Raw genomic sequence first — 18,150 nt, 5'->3', positions numbered from 1 at the left:
GAACTCCGCCGAGGGGCCCGGAAGGTGGCGAGGGGTCAGCTGTGCTGCGGGGCGGGCAGCGTCGCCGAGCCCGCGAGCAGCGGCCACTCCCGGTGGAACGGCGGCAGGGGCAGCTTGCCCTCGATGACCGGGGTGCCGAAGACCTTCAGGTGGGCGAGCAGCGAACCGTTCAGGTCGACGCCGCCGACCAGCGACCAACTGCCCTGCGCCTGCGGCGGGTTGCCGGAGGAGTCGGCGACCAGCGAGCCCTCCGCCCGGGCGCTCAGATAGGGGGCGACAGTGGTCTCCACGCCGACGGTGTCGTACAGGCCGAGGCTGATCTCGGCGCCGAGCGCGGCCCGGACGCCCGCCTTGCCGTTGAGCCGCACGTGCACCGGGGAGACCTTGGTCTCGGCGCTGGTGGCCGGGGTCCAGCCCTTGCCGCCGGTGTAGTCGGCGCGCACCGCCCAGATGCCGGTGGCGTCCTGTTCCGCCTCCAGGTGGACCTGGCCGTCGGCGCTGACCTCCAGGTAGCAGGTGAGGCCGAGGTTGACGACCACCGGCAGGCCGGCGACCGTCAGCACCGGGCTGGCCTGCAGCTTGGCGAAGGGCACCCGGACGGGCGCCGCGCCGGTGCTGCGGGCGGCGTCGCCGGTGACCTTCCACTGGGCGTGGGCGCCGAGGTCGAAGCCGATCGAGGCGGTGCGCGGGCTGCCGGCCGCCGCGCCGTGGTAGGCGAAGTGGACGGCGGGGTGGAGCTGGAGCGAGCCGGACGCGTCGAGGCTCGCGCCGTCGGGCAGCGGGACGGGGGCCTTGAGGTTCACCTCCAGGGTGCCGGAGGCGTCGGCCTGGACGCCGTTCCCGGTCAGGCCGGCGGTCGCCTTGAGGTCCTTGACCAGCGGGGTCACGGTGATGCCGTGCGGGTCGACGGGGACGTTGCCGTCGGCCTCGGTGCCGCCGAGGAGTTCGGCCAGAGTGGCCGGACGGGTGGTCAGGGCGATGGTGTTGCCCGCGCCGGGCCGGACGCCGGTGACGGCGACCAGCGCGCCCTGCGGGGCGGCGGCGGTGGGCGGGCTGGCGATCAGCTGCCCGGGCTGGACGGCCGCGGCCGCGACTGCGGCAGACGGGACGGCGCCCGGCGAGGTCGTAGCCGAGGCTGTGGGCGAGGTCGTGGCCGAAGCCGTGGGCGAAGCAGTGGGCGAAGCCGTGGCTGGGGCGGTGGCCGGGGCGGCCGGCCCCGTCGCCGACAGCACGGCCGTGCCGCCCGCCGGGTCGTAGGCCGTCAGCTGGAGGTTCTTCGCCGCCGCCGTGACGGCGCCACCGTCCTTGCCCGGGCTGCCGATCGCGGCCTGGTGGTCCCCTGCGGGTGCGGCGGTGACGGTGGTTCCGCTCGGGGTCGGACGGCCGGCGGCGGGGCTGCCCGCCTTGGCGCGCGGGGTGCCACCGGCGGGCGGGGCGGCGGCCGGGCTGCCCCCGGCGGCGGTCGCGACCGGGTCGGCGACGGTGGCGGCGGCCGGTGCGACACCGGCCTGGGAGGTACCGGGGCTGGTCGGCCCGCACGCGGCGGCCCCGGCGAGGACGAGGGTGAGGACGGCGGGGCCGGCGGCCCTGCCTATGGAGCTTTTGAACACGCGGCGTCATGTTACTGACGAGGAATAACTTTGTCGAAGACAGGCCAAAAAAGCCGGACCGATCAGGTTTAACCGCAGGTCATCCGAGGTTCGTCGGAGTGGAGGGATCAGCCGGGCCAACCGGGCCCCGCCCCAGCCGCGCCGCCGGCAGCGGCGACCCGTCCAGCGCGCCGACCCCGCCCATGCCCCTGCCCTCGCCCCTGTCCGTACCCTCGCCCTCGCCCGAGAGCACGGCGAGGTACCGCGAGCGCGCCATCGGTTCCGCCCCGAGGCTCCGCACGTGCGGCCCGTCCCACTGCGCGTCGAGCAGCCGCCCGCCCGCCGCGCCGAACCTCGCCCCGAGATCGGCGACGGCGACCCGGGCGGCGTCCGGACGGCGGTGGAACATCGAGTCCAGGCTCAGCACCGGCCCGACCACCACCCCGAACACGCCGCCGATCAGCTCCTCCCCCTCCCACACCTCGCCGCTGTGCGCCGCCCCCAGCCCGTGCAGCTTCATCAGCGCCGCCGCCAACTCCTCCGTGAGCCAGACCGGTTGACGCCCTTCGGCGCACGCCGCCAGCACCTGCCCGAAGGCCCGGTCCGCACTCGTCCACCACGAGGACCGGTTACGCAGCCGCCGCTCCAGCCGCCCCCCGAGCCGGACGCCGTCGGGCACGATCACCGGCCGCGGGTCGGGCGACCACCAGGCCAGCGCGTACGGGTCCGTCCCGCCCGGCAGCAGCGCCACCTCGCCCGCCTCGACGGCGTCCCCGTACAACGCCTCGCTGTACGCGCTCGCGTACACGTCCGCCGCCGGCAGCGGGAACAGCCCGCGCCGGTACGCCGCCAGCAGTTCTCCGGGCCCGAGCGACCCGCCGAAGGCCACCGGGCCGTCGCCGGAGCCGAGCCGCCCGCCCAGCGCGTCAAAGAGGCCCGCACCGGAAAGGCTCCCCGCGGCACTGCCCCCCTCGGAACGGCTCCCCTCGGAACGGCTCACGGCGACGCCGCCCGCAGGAAGCCCTCCCGCTCCAGCCCCGCCAGATAGTGGTCGATCAACCCGGCCTCCACCGGCGGCAGTTCGATCCCGCTCCCGGCCAGCGCCGCGTCCGCGTTGACCCGCTCGAACAGCGGGAACGTCGGCCGGAAGTACATCTCGCTGATCGACAGTTCCGTCCCCGGCGCGCGGTCCACGAACAGCGGGACGAACGGTGCGATCGGGTGCGTCGGATTCCCGGCGGCGAACCGGACCAGCCGCCGCACCCAGTCCCCGTACGGCAGTGGGGCGATCCGGTGGCCGCGCGCCCGCAGCCGCTCGGCGAGGTCGGCGAGGACGCCCGGCTGCGGGGAGGTGAGGTGGTAGACCTCGCCGGCGGCCGGTGCGTGGGCGGCGATGTGGGCGACGGCCCGGGAGAAGCGGTCGGCGGGGACGAAGTCGAGCAGCAGCTGCACGTCCGGGCAGGTCCCGCTGTCGGCCAGGTAGGCGATCAGCGCGCACAGTTCGGTGCCGGTGTTCATCGCCCCGTCCGCGAGGTCCCCGGTGACGTCGTTGGTGCGCAGCACGGTGACCGGCAGACCGGCGGCGGCCGCGTTGTGCAGCAGCTGTTCGGCGACCCACTTGCTCTCGACGTAGCCGACGCCGAGCCGTTCCGGGTGGGCGAGCGGGGTCCGCTCGGTGACCTTCGGGACGCCGGCCGCGCCGAAGCCGGCCAGGACGGCGAGGGTGGAGAGGTAGTGCACGGGGATGCCCCGGCTGTGCCCGGCGAGCCGGACGACCTCCCGGGTGCCGCCGACGTTGGGGCGGCGCAGCTGGTGGTACGGGTAGAGGAAGTTGACCTGCCCGCCGAGGTGGTGGATCGCGTCGAGGTGCCCGGCCAGCCAGTCGAACCGGTGGTCCGTCAGCCCGAGTGCGGGCCGGGTGAGATCGCCGACCAGTGGCACCACCCGCCGGTCGGCGAGGTCGTGCCGCAGGAAGCGCTGCTGCGCCGCCCGCAGCCGTTCCAGCGCGTGTTCCTCGTCGGGCGCGCGGACCAGGCAGTGGATGCGGGCCCGGGTGGTGGCGAGCAGCGCGTGCAGCAGGTGGGCGCCGCAGAAGCCGGTGGCGCCGGTGAGCAGGATCTCGGCGGGTTCGGCCCGGGAGGGCGCCGGGCTCCAGGACTGCCGGAGGTCGTCGGTGAGCCGGGCCTCCGCGAACCAGTCGACGCCGGCGTCCCGTTCGGCGCCCGCGGGGCCCTCCGTGCGCGCCGCCCGCAGGGCCCCCGCGAAGGCGTGCAGGACAGGTTCGCGCAGCAGTGCCCGGGTGAGCGCCCGCACCTGCCCGACGTCGATGCCGAACATGATCCGGGCCCGCGCCAGCATCTCCATCGCGAGCAGCGAGGTGCCGCCGAGCGCGAAGAAGTCGTCCTCCGGGCCGACGTGTTCGACGCCGAGCAGCTCCGCCCACAGCTGCCCGACGGCCGCCTCGACCGCGTCCGCACCGGACGCACCCGCGCCGGCCGGAACGGCCGGAGCAGTCGGAGCAGTCGGAGCGGCCGGGCCGGGCGGACCGCCCGAACCGACCGGGCGCACCGGCGCGTGCGGCAGCCGCCGCCGGTCGATCTTCCCCGCCGCGGTCAGCGGCATCGCCGCCAGCGGCACGAAGTCGGCCGGCACCAGGTACTCCGGCAGCCGCTCGGCGAGGAACGCCCGGATCGCCCGCGCCCCGCCGGCCGCCCCGGGGGCGAGCGTGTAGTACGCCGTGAGCGTGCGGCTGCCGTCCGCCGCCTCCCCGTCGGCCGCGATCCGGGCCTGCCGGACGTCCGGGTGGGCGGCCAGGACGGCCTCGATCTCGGCCGGGTCCACCCGGTGCCCGCGCACCTTCAGCTGGTCGTCGAAGCGCCCGAGGATCTCCAGCTGCCCGTCGGCCCGCCACCGTCCGGCGTCGCCGGTGCGGTACATCCGCTCGCCGGGCAGCGGCGCGTACGGGTCGGGCAGGAAGGACTCGGCGGTGAGCCCGGCCTGCCGCCAGTAGCCGCGGGCGAGGCCGGGCCCGCCGAGGTGGATCTGCCCCTTCTCCCCGGGCCGGACGGGGCGCAGCCGGGCGTCGAGCACGTGCACCCGTACTCCGGGCAGTGGCCGGCCGATCGGTACGGGCGCGGCGGAGCCGCCCGGTCCCGCCGGGCCCGGGCCGGTGGCGCCCCCGCCGAGGAGGTCGGCCGTGACCTCGCAGAGCGTCGAGGTGACGGCCGCCTCGGTGACCCCGTACGCGTTGAGCAGCCGGGCGCCGGGCAGCCGTTCCAGGCAGCGGCGGCAGTCGTCGGCGTCCACGACGTCCCCGCCGGCCACGACCAGCCGCAGTTCGCGGGGGCCGGGCCCGCCGGGCGGGAGCAGGTCGAGCAGGTGGTGCCAGTAGGCGGGGGTGAGGTCGGCGACGGCCAGGCCCAGCCCGGGCAGCCGGCCGGCCAGTTCGGTGGGCGCCCAGGTGCCGCCCGCGTCCCCGCCGCCGCCCAGCACGACGGTCGCGCCCGCGAGCAGGGCGCCGAACACCTGCTCCAGCGCGGTGTCGGAGCCCAGCGCGGCCAGTTGCAGGACGCGTTCGCCGGGGCGCAGCCGGTAGGCGTGGACGATCCGGTCGAGGGTGAACAGCAGCGCACGGTGGGTGACGGGCACGCCTTTGGGGCGGCCGGTCGTGCCGGAGGTGTAGATCAGGTAGGCGAGGTCGTCGGGGACGGCGCCGTCGTCTCCCAGGAACTCGCCGGAGCCGCCGCCCCCCGGTCCGAGCACGGGCACCTGGGAGGTCCCCGGGAAGCCGTCGCCGTCCGCGACCACCACCCGGGCCCCGCAGTCCTCGACGAGCCCGGCCAATCGTCGCCGCGGGTGGGCCGGGTCCAGTGGCAGGAAGGCCCCGCCGGCCTTGAGCACGGCCAGCCAGGCGGTCACCAGCCCGGCCCCGCGTTCCAGGCAGACCGGCACGACCTGCTCGGGGCCGGCTCCGCGGGCCCGGAGTGCGGCGGCCAACCGGTCGCTGCTCAGGTCGAGTTCGCGGTAGCTCAGCGTGGCGTCGGCGGCGATGACGGCGACCGCCTCCGGGTCGTGCGCCGCCCGCGCGCGGAACAGTCCGTGCACCGTGTCGGCGAATCCGGCCGCCGCCCGCCGTACGGGGGCGCCGTCGGGGAATCCCAGTTCGGCGGGGCGCCACTCGCGTTCCACCCGGTCCCGGCAGTCGGCCCGCCCGGCCGGTCCGTGGACCTGCCGCCAGCCGGCCGGGACGGTCAAGTCCCCGGGCCAGATCGCATACTGACCGTTGTCGTTGCGGACCACGGCGTGACGGTCGGAGCTCACATCCGTACGTACGCCCTGTGCGCTGTCTACTGCGTCGTCCACCGGCTTGACCTCGTGCTGTGGCGGCAGAATGCTGGGGAGTGCGACATTTCCGACTATACGCACTCCTGCCCCGTCGAGGCCGTCCGGTCGCACCCCCACCGGACGCCTCGCTGCTGCGCGAAAGCGCCCACCCCGTCCCGCCCCGGGCCGGCCCGTACGCCTCGCCCGCCCAGTCCTCGCCCGAACTGCCCCGCCCGACCGGCGGGGTGGTGTCGCGGAGGAGGTAGCCTCGTTGACTCGCCGGCGCCAACGCCTGATGGTCTGTTACCTGCTCTGGATGGTGCTGTTCACCGGCATCTACTACGCGAATCCGAGCCAGCGGATCATCTGGTGGACGGGCATCGGCCTCGGCGGCGTCGCCGCGATCGTGGTCGGCGTCCGGCTCAACCGGCCCGCGCACGCGCGCTTCTGGTACGTGCTGGCGCTCGCCAACCTCAGCTTCACCGTGGGCGAGGTGATCCAGGCCGTCCAGTTGGACATCCTGCACCTGCCCAACCCGTTCCCGTCCGTCGCGGACGGCTTCTATCTCGCCGAGTACGTGCTGTACGCGGTCGGCGTGCTGGGCTTCATCCGCTGGCGCACGGCCCGTCAGGACCGCGCCGGGCTGCTCGACGCCCTCATCCCCACCATCGGACTGGCCCTGCTCGCCTGGATCTACCTGATCCTCCCGTACGCCCGGAACCCGGACCTCGACTGGTTCCAGAAAGCCGTCTCGATCGCCTACCCGCTCGGCGACGTGGTCGTGCTCGCCCTGCTGCTGCGCCTGCTGACCCCGCGCGGGGGCAACTCCCGCTCGCTGCAGCTGCTCGCCGTCGGCTCGCTCGGCCTCCTGGTCTCCGACGTGCTGTACGGGCTGGTCCAGCTGCACGGCACCTGGCACATCGGCACGCCCGTCGAACTCGGCTGGGCCGCCTTCTACACCGCCTGGGGCGCGGCGGCGCTGCACCCGTCGATGGTCGAGCTGACCCGGCCGGTGCCCACCCAGCAGCCGGACCTGAGCACCGCCCGGCTGGTGCTGCTCACCCTCGCCTCGCTGATCGCCCCGGCGATCCTGATCATCGAGGCGCTGGCCGGCAACACCGGCAACGCGGGCGTGATCGGCGCGTTCTCCGCGCTGCTCTACCTGCTGGTGCTGGCCCGGCTGGCGGTGGTCGTCTCCGACCGCCGGCAGGCCGTCGCCCGCGAGCGGACGCTGCGCGAGGCGGGCGCCCGGCTGACCGCGGCCGTCACGGTGGAGGAGGTCGCGGACGCCGTCCAGTCCGCCGCGTCGACGCTGATGCCGGCCGAGGCCGGACACGTCGCCCTGCTCGCGGTGACCGAGGAGGGCGTGCTGCACGTGCGGCACGCCGGGAGCGGCTCCGCCCGGCAGGCCCCGCAGGACGCCGCGCCGTCCGAGCAGGTGCTGGAACTCGCCGCCGCCCGGGAGACCCTGCTGCTGCCCGTGGCCGCCCTGGGCCTGGACGCCGCCCCGCCCACCTCGTCGAAGCCCGGCCCGTCCAAACCCGGCGCCAAGCCCGGCGGCGACCGGCGCACCCGCCTCGGCGGCGGCATGCCGTACGCCCTGGTCTGCCCGCTCACCCTCGCCGAGCGCCCCTCCGGCGATCCGCTGATCGGCGCGCTCATCGTCACCGGCACCGAGCAGGAGCTGACCAGCCTCTGGAGCTCGCTGGAGATCCTCGCCGCGCAGGCGGCCCTCGCGGTCGAGCGCTTGGTGCTGAGCCGGGAGGTCATCCGCCGCAACAGCGAGCTGTACTTCCGCACCCTGGTGCAGAACGCCAGCGACGTCATCCTGATCCTCGACGCCGACGACGGCGTGCGCTACGCCTCCCCGTCCGCCGAGACGGTGCTCGGCCACCCGAACCTGGCCGGCACCCTGCTGACCGACCTGGTCCCGCCCGAGGACAGCCGGGAGGTCGGCAAGGCGCTGGCCCGGATGCGCGGGACCGCCGACCAGCCCCGGGCGGAGCAGCCGCGCGAGCACTGGCGGCTGCTGCGCCAGGACCGCACCCCGATCGAGGCCGAGGTCCGCTTCAACGACCTGCGCGCGGACCCGACCGTGGGCGCCCTCGTGCTCACCCTGCGCGACGTGACCGAGCAGCGGCAGATGGAGCGCGAGCTGACCCACCGGGCCTTCCACGACTCGCTGACCGGCCTGGCCAACCGGGTGCTGTTCCTGGACCGGGTCGGCCACGCCCTCTCCCGGGGCGAGCGCAGCGGAGCCGTCACGGGGGTGCTGTTCATCGACCTGGACGACTTCAAGGTGGTCAACGACACCCAGGGCCACGCGGTCGGCGACGAGCTGCTGGTCGCGGTCTCGCTGCGGGTCTCCACCGCCCTTCGCGCCTCGGACACCGCCGCCCGCCTCGGCGGCGACGAGTTCGCGGTGCTGGTGGAGGACGCGCGGCGGCCGGCCGACGTGGACACCATCGCGTCCGGGGTGCTGGCGGTGTTCGCCGAGCCGTTCAAGCTCAAGTCGGGCGCGGTGCGGGTGACGGCCAGCATCGGCGTGGCGACCACCGAGGACAGCGTGGACGCGACCGAGCTGCTCACCCACGCCGACCTCGCGCTGTACTCCGCCAAGGCGGCCGGCCGCCGTCAGTGGCGCCACTACCGGCCGGCCCTGCAGACCGGGATGGTGGAGCGGCACGAGCTGAACGAGCACCTCGACTCGGCGATCGCGGAATCGGCCTTCCAGCTGTACTACCAGCCGATCGTCGACCTGCGCTCGGGGGACCTGGTCGCCTTCGAGGCGCTGGTCCGCTGGCCGCACGACCGCCGCGGCATGGTCCTGCCCGACGAGTTCATCGCCCTGGCCGAGGAGAGCGGCCAGATCGTCCCGCTCGGCGCCTGGGTGCTGGAGCGCGCCGCCCAGGAGGTCGCGGCCTGGCACGCCGCGAGTTCGGCGGTCCGCTCCGCCGCCGGCCGGCCGCCGCTGCGGGTCAACGTCAACGTCTCGGCCCGGCAGTTCCGCGACGCCGGGTTCGTGGACGTGGTCCGCCGGGCCCTGGCCACCACCGGCATCGACCCGCACACCCTGGTCCTGGAGCTGACCGAGTCCGTGCTGATGCGCCGCGACGACCGCATCCACGCCGACATGGCCACCCTGTCCGGCCTCGGCGTCGGCATCGCCATCGACGACTTCGGCACCGGCTACTCCTCGCTGTCCTACCTGCGCGAGTTCCCGATCTCCCTGCTCAAGATCGACAAGTCCTTCATCGACGGCCTCGGCCACTCGCCCCAGCAGTACGCCCTGGTCGAGGGAATCACCCGGATCGCCGACACCCTCGGCGTCCAGGTGATCGCCGAGGGCATCGAGCACGCCGACCAGCGCGACCTGCTCACCGCCATGGGCTGCCCGCTCGGCCAGGGGTACCTCTTCGCCCACCCCATGGATTCCCCGCAGGCCCGCGCCCTGGTCCGGCGGACCTCCTACGAACCCGCCTGAGCGGCGGCCCGCCCCGCTACTCCTTGCGCAGCGCGTGCGACAGCACCGTGAGCAGCGCCAGCGTGGGCCTCGCGTGCCCCGCCTCGACGGCCCGGACGTCGGCCTCCGGGAGGCCCGCCCGGGCGGCGAGGTCGCCGAGGGTGAGGCCGAGGTCGCCGCGGCGGGCACGGACGGCGCGGGCCAGGGCCTCGGCCGGGTCGCCGTCCGGATGGGCGGGGAAGTCCTCGATCAGGGGGCGCGCCAGATCCACCGAATTCTCCTCATCGGCCTGCGGGGCGCACAGTCTGGCACGCGATCAGCGGACGGGGACCCCAAGCGGAGGTCAAGGTTCCTTGACCTCCGCTTGGGGGTCAGGAGTTCGCGCGGACCAGGTCGAGCAGCCCGGGGAAGCGCCGGTCGAGGTCCTCTCGGCGCAACGTGGCCGCCCGGCTGTTGCCGCGGTCGACCTGGCGGATCAGACCGGCCTCGCGCAGCACCCGGAAGTGGTGGGTGAGCGTGGACTTGGAGACCGGCAGCTCGAAGGAGACGCAGGTGCGCGCCGCCCCGTCGGGCTCCCGCAGCAGGGCGGCGACCACCCCGTGGCGCAGCGGGTCGGCGAGCGCGCCGAGCACGGTCCGCAGGTCCATCTCCTCGACCGCGGGGTGGCCTTCGGAGTCCGGCATCGAATCCTCCGTCCTCGGGCATCCTCAGGTACGGGTTGCATCATACCTCGGAGGCGTGCCACCGTAAGGTTCGATCAAATCCGTACCTGACCGTCGGGGCCGACGGTCTGCCCGAGCCTGGAGTCACGCCCCCTTGCGTACGCAGAGCCCGTCCTCCGCCGTCCCCTCCGCCGTGCCGTCCGAGGCCGCGGCACCACCGCGGCCCGGCCGCACCCTGACGGCGGCGGCCGTCCTGCTCGCGGTCCTCGTCGTCCCGATGTCCATCTCCGGCACCGCGGTCGCCCTCCCCCGCATCGGCGTCGACACCCGTGCCGACCCGGCCGCGCTCCAGTGGGTGGTCAACGCCTTCAACGTGGCCTTCGCCTGCTTCACCCTGGTCTGGGGCTCGCTCGCCGACGTCGTCGGCCGGGTCAGGGCCTTCGCGGCCGGCGTCGTCATCTACGCCCTCGGCTCGCTCGCCGGCGCCGTCGCCACCGACGTGCTGTGGCTGGACGCCGCCCGCGGCCTCGCCGGAGTCGGCGGCGCCGCGGTCTTCTCCTGCGGCGCCGCCATCCTCTCCACCGTCTTCGACGGGCCGGCCCGCGCCAGGGTCTTCGCGCTGTTCGGCACCGTCGCCGGCGCCGGGGTCGCCCTCGGCCCGTCGCTGGCCGGCGGGCTGGCGCAGGGCCTCGGCTGGCGCTGGGTGTTCGCGGTGCACGCCGCCGCCCTCGCCCTCGTCCTGCTCGCCCTGCCCGCGCTCGCCCGCGCGGTGCCCGTCGGCCCCGCCGGCGGGCGGGTCGACGTCCCCGGCAGCGCCCTGTTCGTGCTCGCCATGGTGTTGCTGACCACCGCCGTCGTGCAGGGCTCCCAGTGGGGCTGGGGCAGCCCGGGCGTGCTCGCCCTGTTCCTCGGCGCGGCCCTGGCGCTGGTGGCCTTCGCCCTCGTCGAGCGGCGCAGCACCCACCCGCTGCTGGACCTCGGACTGCTGGGCGACCGCCGCTTCCTGGGCCTGTGCCTGGTGCCGGTGGCCGCCTCCTTCGGCTTCGTCACCATGCTCACCTACCTGCCCAGCTACCTGACCGCCGTCACCGGCCGCGGCGCGGGCGCCACCGGTCTGCTGATGCTGCTGCTCACCGTGCCGGTACTGGTCCTGCCGGCGGTCGCCGCCAGGCTGGTCTCCCGCGGCGTGCCGGCCCTCGCCCTGATCCTGCTCAGCCTGGCCTGCCTGGTGGCCGGGGACCTCACCCTCGCCGTGCTCTCGCCCTCCGTCACCGTCCTGCTGCTCGCCGCCCCGATGCTGGTCACCGGCACCGGGATGGGCCTGTCGGCCGGCCTGGTCGACGGCCGGGTGCTGGAGCTGGTCGACCCGACCAGAGCGGGGATGGCGGCCGGCTTCCTCAACACCCTGCGCCTGGGCAGCGAGGCCGTCGCCGTCGCGGTGTACGGCTCCGCGCTCGCCACCGTGCTGAGCGGCCGGGTCACCGACGGCGCCGGCGCGCACCCGGGAGCCTCCCGGGTCGGCGAGGTCGCCGACCGGGCGGCCGGCGGAGACCTCGCGGGCGCCGCCGAAATCTCCGGCGCCACCGACCGGCACGCCTTCACGGAGTTCCTCGCGCACGCCTACGACTCCGCCTTCCACTCCGTGCTGGCCGGACTGGCGGCCGTCTGCGCGGTGCTCTCCGTGGTCGTCGCGGTCCTGCTGCGCGGCGGCGGGCGGCGCCGGGCCTCGGCCTGACCGGTACCACCGGGCGCCGAACACCCCACCGGCCGCCCCGCGCGACGAACACCCCACCCACCACCGCGCACGACGAACGGCCCGCCGCGGCAGCGCCGCGGCGGGCCGTTCCGGTTCGCCTCCCCGCGACACCGTTCCGGGGCACCGACCGGATCACCCCGCCGATCAGCCCAGCGGCAGCTCCAGGCGGGACTCGTTGCCGGCCGGCGAGCCGATGGTGACGGTGCCCCGCTCCGCGGCGTAGGAGTACAGCTGGTCACGGCTGTTGACGACCAGCGCCAGCCGGTGGCCGTCCTCCAGGTCGTACGCGGCGGGCTGCAGCGCCCAGTCGACAGTGGTCTCCTCACCGGGGGTGAGGCCGAGCACGGTGTACGGCTCGTGGGTGATGATCCGCGCGTTGCCGTCCGGGGCGACGTCGAACAGGTACGCCACCAGAGTGGCGGCGTCCTCGGTACTGCTCACGGTCAGCCGGAGCCGCGCGGCGCCCCGGATGCGACGGGCCACCCCGCCGCTGCCGGTCAGCCGGTCGGTCGACCAGACCAGCAGGTTCTCCCGCTCGAACTCGGACAGCACGTACTTCCGGGGGTTTCCCGTCCACTCCTTCTGGCCGGTTTCCATCACGTCGTCCACCGCCGTGGCCCTGGTCTCCACGCCCGCGGTGAAGCTCCGCGACCAGCCGTCGTTCTGCTTGTCGGCCAGCGCGCCGTCACCGTCGCCGTTGACGCCGGTGAGGTACCACGTCTCCTCTCCGGTGGTGACGTCCGCCCACGAGTCGCGCGACTCGCGGCGGGCGGCCTCGGTGATCCGGTTGCCGCCGCCCAGCGCGGGCTTGGTCTTGTAGGTGAACATCACCTGGCTGGTCACCTGCTTGCGCTTCGGCGCCTCGTTGTCGGCGCCCAGCAGGTGGTGGTCCAGGAATTCGTAGGCCTCCCGGAGGGGCTCCGCCAGGCCGGGGAACGGCAGGTGGGTCAGCAGGCCGGACATGCCGGCGCCCTCGGGCGCGCCGTGGTCGCCGATCCACAGGTTCAGCTGCTTGGGCACCGTCAGCCGGTTGTAGACGTCGATCACCGAGGAGGCCGGGAAGAGCGTCTCGTGCCAGGTGTTGGAGACGAAGGTCGGGATGCCCAGCCGGTTGGTCTCGCCGATGTACGTCTCCGGGGAGCGCTTGTTGCCCCAGGCGATCACGTCGTCGAGGTCGCGGTTCTGGTCGAACTTGTCGAGGATGTCCAGGGTCTCCGCGTCGAACTTGTCCTGCCTCTCCCCGCCGGTGAAGCCGACCAGCAGTTCCACGGCCTTGAGGTGCCGGGTGTCGTTGTCGTAGAGACTGGTGGCCAGGTTGCCCCAGGTGCTCAGCGCGACCACGGCGGCCACCCGCTCGTCGGGGTCGTGCGCGGCGACCAGCTGGCTGATCCCGGAGCCGTAGGACACGCCGAGGAAGCCGACCTTGCGCGGTTCGCACCAGCCCTCCGCGTGGGTGATCACCTTCACCCCGTCGGACCGGTCGGCGGGCCCGGCCACGTCGACGCGGCCGCCGGAGGTGGAGATCCAGCCCGGATAGCCGAGGCCCCGCGGGGTGTAGGCCAGGACGTGGTAGCCGCGCAGCGCCAGCTTGAAGTAGCCGTAGACGAAGGGCAGCCAGCCGAGCGGGTTCCAGCCTGCCGGCACGATCACGACCGGGCGCTGCTCGCCGCCCTTCAGCCTGATGCGGAACGCCGACAGGCGGATGTCCTCCTCCACCTCGATCCCGGTGATGTCGACGTCGGCGATCTGCCGCACCTTGGCCACCAACTCGGCCAGTTCCGGCGGGAGCTGTACCGCCTCGTCGCCCCGGGCGGCCGCCTGCAGGGCGTTGCCGAGGTCGATGACGGCCTGGTTGACGGTGGTGCCGGGCCCCCGGAGTCCCTTGTCGGCGACGTCGGCGAGCGTGGCCTCGGTGATCGCCGGGATCGGCTCTCCACTGACGCTGGTCATGCGAACCACCCTTCCGTGACGGATACTGTTCGCATCCTTGATCACGGCGGGCGAAACGAAACTGATGCAACGTCAGATTCACTGAAATGGATGGAGTACCGATCAACTCCTGTTGATGACAATAGAGTTGTAGTATCTGCGCCCGACCTCACCGCGGGCGGATGACGGCCCTGACCGCCACCCGCCCGCCCGGTCAGGGCCGCGAGTCGAGCACCAGTTGCCGGAGCTCGGCGGTGCACATCATGTAGCCGTCCGGGGTCGGCACGTGGGCGAGGTAGTGGGCGAGGTCCGTGCCCAGCGCGAACACCTTCACCGGGGTCCCCGCGGCGCGGGCCGACTCCACCACCCTGCGCAGCCCGTCCAGGACGGCCGGGTGCCGGGTCTGGTAGGACTCCGCCACCAGGTGGTTGCCGCGGTCCGCGGCCAGGTAGAACTGCACCAGGTCCTTCACCCCGACGAACAGCTCGCTGGCACCGGCGGCGCAGATCTCGGCCGTGGCGTGCACCGCCGCCGGCGTCTCGATGAACGCGGACAGGGGCACCTCGGCCGGCAGTTCGAGGTGCTTCCTGAGCTGGGCGAACTCCTCCGCGTCGTTGAGGAACGGGACGGAGAGCTGCACCCGGCCCGCGGCGTCGCCGAGCCGCTCGCGCAGCGAGCCGAGCATGGCGTGCAGCGCCTCCCGGTAGGCGGTCGACCCCAGCAGCCAGCGCGCGCCGTGCAGGCCCAGCTCGGGGTTGGGCTCGACCGCGACCGGGGCCAGCTCGGTGACGCTGGCGGCGTGGTCGGAGCGGAGGTCGAGCATCCTGAGGATCAGCCGCTGGCCGGGCAGCAGCGCCTCGGTGAAGGCGCACAGCCGGTCCGCGAGCGCCCGCCCGTAGACCGCCGCTTCGGCCGGGCCGCCCTCCAGGGAGTCGAGCGGACTCAGGCCCGCCGCCAGGCAGAGGAACTCCTCCCGGATGAAGAAGCAGTCGACCCGCTTCGCGTCCGGCCCGCAGGAGTTGATCGCGCTGATGTCCTGGAGGTCCGCGATGACCGCGCACGCCGCGCCGAGGTCGGCCGGCGAGGGGGCCCCGGCGCCGGCGTCCGGGTCGGTCCCGGCGCCCGCGCCGGACTCGACGACGATCGACTCGCCGTCGAGGTCCAGCACCGCCTCGCCGACCAGGTCGTCGAGGTCCGCCTCGTCGACGCGGAGCACGGGAATTCCCCTGCCCCGGCAGAGCGACTGCATGTGACCGGTCAGCCCGCCCGAACCGCAGACCACCGCGCGCGCCGCCACGATCGCCTCGTACAGGCCGGCGTCGAGGGAAGGGGCGACGAGGATGGATCCCTCGAGCGGATGTCTCGTGCGATTGCAGGTGCCCCGCACTTCGCTCTGTGCACCACCGGTCAGCAGGGATCCCTGAATCCGTCGCCCGTCCACCTATTCCTCCTGTTCTTCGGCGGTCGCCATTCCCAGCTGTCGGCGCAGTTGTCGTGGTGTCACGGAGACATCGGTGAGTCGTTCGACCGCGGCCCGGTTGACGACCACCCTCATCAGGCGGTCGTACCGGGCGGCATCCACCGCAGCGGCCGGACGTTCACCCATGGACCGGATACAGGCGTCCAGCCGGGAATCGAGCAGGTTCCGTTCAAGTCGACCGCGCGAGGCCAATCTCCTGGCCTCCAGTACCACAGCGTCCTCGAATTCCCCCCGGGCCGCTTCCTCCAGATTGCCGACACCCCCGCGGCGCCCGGACACGTTTCCGGCCACGCTTTCGGCCGTGCTTTCGGCCGTCCTTTCGGCCGCGCCTCGAGCCGGACTCCCCACCGAAGTCCACTCCGGAGTCCGGGCCGAACTCCACTCCGCAATGCGAGCCGAAACGTCCTCTTCCACTTCCAGTTGCTCGACCACGTGCGCGGCGACCGCGATCGAATGGTTCTTGATGGCGGCGAGATTGAAGGTGAACGCACCGGTTCGGCCGTTCCGCACGATCTCGTCGCCCTCGCGCAGCGCGCCGACCGCGGACACCGGGCCCGCCACCCCGCCGGGGCTCAACAGCACCCCCCGTCCGTCGACCTCCAGGCCGCGCCCGGTGCGTGCGTGGGGCTCCGCGATCCCCCGCCGCAGGAGGTTCCGCCAGAGCGGCCGGTCGACCCTGCTGTAGTCCGACTCCCGGCCGAAGTTGGACACCACCAGGTCGGCCTCGATGGTGTGCTCCTCCTGCGGGGAGGCGACCGACACGGCCAGCCGGCCCGACTCCGCCGGCCTGACCGCCTCCACCTTGCCGACGACCAGCCGCACCGCCCCGTCCGCCGCGTGCAGGGCGCGCTCGACGACCGCCATCGTGTACTCGAGCACCCCGACCCGCAGCGCGGCCAGCGCGGTGCCGAACTCGTCCAGCAGGCCCCGCAGTTCCGCGGTGGGGATGCGCTCGATGGCCTCGGGGAGGTGCGGCTCCCACGCCTTGACCACCCGCTCGGCGACCACCACCGGGGAGACGTCGGGATGCTCCCGGACGACCGTCGAGCAGGCCGTGTCCCACTCGGCCCGGATCCGGACGAGGAACTCCTCACGGTTCCGGTACGGCTCCAGCAGCGTCTTCGGACAGGGGAGGCGCAGCACCCCGTGCTCGTGGCCGCCGGGGTACGTCCGGAACATCGTCCCGGTCCTGGAGATCAGATGGATTCTCCCGGTGTGGCCCTGGCGCAGCAGCAGGCCCGCCGAGTCGTAGGCGCTCAGCACGGAGCCGACGATGGCGACCGTCGACTCGGACGGGAGCGAGACGAGCTTGCGGATTCCGGCCGCGGAGTAGGGGTCGCGCACGAAGGAGGCGTGGGTGCGGACCTCGGAGGCGAAGACCGGCTCCCGGAGTTCGAGGCCGGTCGCGAGGACGACCTGGTCGGCGTGGAGCATGGTCACCTCCGGGCTCCGGTCTGCTTCGCCCCCGCGGCCCGACGACTGCTCGATCGTCACATCGGCGCCGGTGGCCCGGACTTCCAGGTCCACCGCCTCGCCCTCCGCCTCGACGAGCACCACACCGGGAGGGGCTTCGCGCCTCGCCTCGGCCAGCCGGTCGCTCAGGTAGTCCTGGAAGATCCGCCGGGGCGCCGGCCCCTGCTCGACGAACCGGAGCCCGGCCCAGGGATCCGGCCAGCCGCTGCGGTCGGCCTCGTGGTTGGCCCAGCGGACGAAGTCGAGGACGTCCTCGCGGAACACCGACATCCGGCCCGCCTGGATGTTGAACACGTAGTCCCAGGGGTTGCCGTCCCGGTGGTAGGCGACGCCCGCCGAGCGGTAGTCGGAGCGTCGTTCCAGCAGGACGATCTCCAGCGGTCTGCGCGCGAAGCAGAGCAGCCGGATGGCCGTGGCGGTGCCGGCCAGGCCCGCCCCGACTATGAGGACTCTTGGACGCGTACCCGTTCGACTCATGGTCAAGCCTCCGCATCGAAGGATGGGAACCCGGCTCTCCTGTCCCGAACGCCGGGCACGTGGTCTGCTGAGGACGTGCGGCTCGGACGGAGCGACGCGCTGTCCGAAGTGCCCCAGGATCCTAGAACAGGTGATCCGCCGACCATGACGACTTGTCACGAAATCCGATGGGCATGCTCCGAAACCGGGTCGCCGACGACCGGCCCGGCAGGCCAGACTGCCGAAGTGGACCATCGCCGACCCTGCCCCTGCTGCGGCCGCCTCGTCCTCGACGTCCGGGAAGGGTGGCCCGGTTCGTTCGTCGTCTGCCCGCTCTGCTGCTGGGAGGACGACCCGGCGCAGCTCAGGTGGCCACTGAGGCCGGGCGGCGCCAACTCGGTCCCGCTGCTGCAGGCCCAGCGCAATGTCCGGGAGTTCGGGGCCTGCGACCAGCGCGGCCGGCGGTTCGTCCGACCGGCGACGGCCGACGAGCCGCTCGACCCCGCCTGGCGCCCGATCGACCCGGCCGCGGACCTCTTCGAGGACTGGCAGGACGAGGAGCAGCGCCCCTGGCCCGAGGACCGGTCGGTCCTGTGCTGGTGGCTCCCGACCTTCTGGGACACCACCGAGGACCTGACGCCGGACCCGCCCCACCGCATCACCGTCGACGTCGGCTCCGTACGCCGCGAGAACGACCTCCACACCGTCCTGAAGCGCGAACTGCGTCTCCCCGCGTTCTACGGCATGAACTGGGCCGCGTTCTGGGACTCGATCACCGGCCTGGTCGCGATGCCCGCCGAACTGCGCTTCGTCGGCTGGGCGGAACTGGAGCGCGAACTCCCATGGGCGGCGCAGGCGCTCCGCGGCGAGTTGGCCCGGTACGCCGCGCTCGGCCGGGACTTCACCGCCGTCTACGACTGACGGCGGCGCGGCCGTGGCCCGGCGCCGACGCCGTGAGGCACCGTTCGGCGCTGTTAGGCACCGTTCGACGCCGGGCCGGCCGGTTCGGATCCGGTCCG

The 18,150-nt window shown here is 73.9% G+C and carries 11 protein-coding genes; 3 read left to right on the top strand and 8 right to left on the bottom strand.

Annotated elements, in window-relative coordinates; genetic code table 11:
• Positions 1-35 precede the first annotated feature (35 nt).
• The 3 genes from ACFVUY_RS04265 to ACFVUY_RS04255 form a co-directional block, all read right to left on the bottom strand.
• The gene (locus ACFVUY_RS04265; RefSeq protein ID WP_387727220.1) at positions 36-1,610 is read right to left on the bottom strand and encodes a hypothetical protein; all 1,575 of its coding nucleotides are present in this window, start codon (positions 1,608-1,610) and stop codon (positions 36-38) included.
• Between the two features lie 79 nt (positions 1,611-1,689).
• On the bottom strand, positions 1,690-2,589 hold the full coding sequence (locus ACFVUY_RS04260; RefSeq protein WP_387727219.1) for a leucyl/phenylalanyl-tRNA--protein transferase: 900 nt from the start codon (positions 2,587-2,589) through the stop codon (positions 1,690-1,692).
• Positions 2,586-5,951, bottom strand: coding sequence for an amino acid adenylation domain-containing protein (locus tag ACFVUY_RS04255; RefSeq protein ID WP_387727217.1), 3,366 nt, complete (start codon positions 5,949-5,951; stop codon positions 2,586-2,588). Before ACFVUY_RS04255 ends, ACFVUY_RS04260 begins: the two co-directional genes overlap by 4 nt.
• A gap of 232 nt (positions 5,952-6,183) precedes the next feature.
• Here ACFVUY_RS04255 and ACFVUY_RS04250 point away from each other — a divergent pair, with 232 nt between their 5' ends.
• A complete protein-coding gene (locus tag ACFVUY_RS04250; RefSeq protein WP_387727215.1) occupies positions 6,184-9,396 on the top strand; it encodes an EAL domain-containing protein in 3,213 nt (1,070 codons plus the stop codon).
• A gap of 16 nt (positions 9,397-9,412) precedes the next feature.
• On the opposite strand, the gene ACFVUY_RS04245 is transcribed toward ACFVUY_RS04250, so the two are convergent.
• Together ACFVUY_RS04245 and ACFVUY_RS04240 are read right to left on the bottom strand one after the other, a co-directional pair.
• Positions 9,413-9,646, bottom strand: a complete 234-nt coding sequence (locus tag ACFVUY_RS04245; protein ID WP_359913507.1) for a helix-turn-helix transcriptional regulator — start codon at positions 9,644-9,646, stop codon at positions 9,413-9,415.
• Positions 9,647-9,746: 100 nt separating this feature from the next.
• Positions 9,747-10,058 (bottom strand): ArsR/SmtB family transcription factor, encoded by a 312-nt coding sequence (locus ACFVUY_RS04240; RefSeq protein ID WP_387689756.1) that lies wholly within the window; start codon positions 10,056-10,058, stop codon positions 9,747-9,749.
• Positions 10,059-10,191: 133 nt separating this feature from the next.
• On the opposite strand from ACFVUY_RS04240, the gene ACFVUY_RS04235 reads away from it, so the two are divergent.
• Positions 10,192-11,772: an MFS transporter gene (locus ACFVUY_RS04235; protein WP_387727213.1), complete on the top strand. Its 1,581-nt coding sequence runs from the start codon at positions 10,192-10,194 to the stop codon at positions 11,770-11,772.
• A 165-nt stretch (positions 11,773-11,937) separates the two neighbouring features.
• On the opposite strand, the gene ACFVUY_RS04230 is transcribed toward ACFVUY_RS04235, so the two are convergent.
• The 3 genes from ACFVUY_RS04230 to ACFVUY_RS04220 form a co-directional block, all read right to left on the bottom strand.
• Positions 11,938-13,743, bottom strand: a complete 1,806-nt coding sequence (locus tag ACFVUY_RS04230; RefSeq protein WP_387727211.1) for a CocE/NonD family hydrolase C-terminal non-catalytic domain-containing protein — start codon at positions 13,741-13,743, stop codon at positions 11,938-11,940.
• 193 nt (positions 13,744-13,936) lie between these two features.
• Positions 13,937-15,163, bottom strand: coding sequence for a putative PEP-binding protein (locus ACFVUY_RS04225; RefSeq protein ID WP_387727209.1), 1,227 nt, complete (start codon positions 15,161-15,163; stop codon positions 13,937-13,939).
• Positions 15,164-17,152, bottom strand: coding sequence for an FAD/NAD(P)-binding protein (locus ACFVUY_RS04220; protein ID WP_387727207.1), 1,989 nt, complete (start codon positions 17,150-17,152; stop codon positions 15,164-15,166).
• A 225-nt stretch (positions 17,153-17,377) separates the two neighbouring features.
• On the opposite strand from ACFVUY_RS04220, the gene ACFVUY_RS04215 reads away from it, so the two are divergent.
• Positions 17,378-18,052: a CPCC family cysteine-rich protein gene (locus ACFVUY_RS04215; RefSeq protein ID WP_387727205.1), complete on the top strand. Its 675-nt coding sequence runs from the start codon at positions 17,378-17,380 to the stop codon at positions 18,050-18,052.
• The last annotated feature ends 98 nt before the right edge of the window (positions 18,053-18,150 follow it).

This window comes from Kitasatospora sp. NPDC058063, from assembly GCF_042885395.1.
GTDB classification, from domain to species: Bacteria; Actinomycetota; Actinomycetes; order Streptomycetales; family Streptomycetaceae; genus Kitasatospora; species Kitasatospora lactacystinica.
The sequence above is the reverse complement of the archived record's forward strand: the minus strand, read 5'-3'. Positions and strand labels throughout refer to the sequence as shown.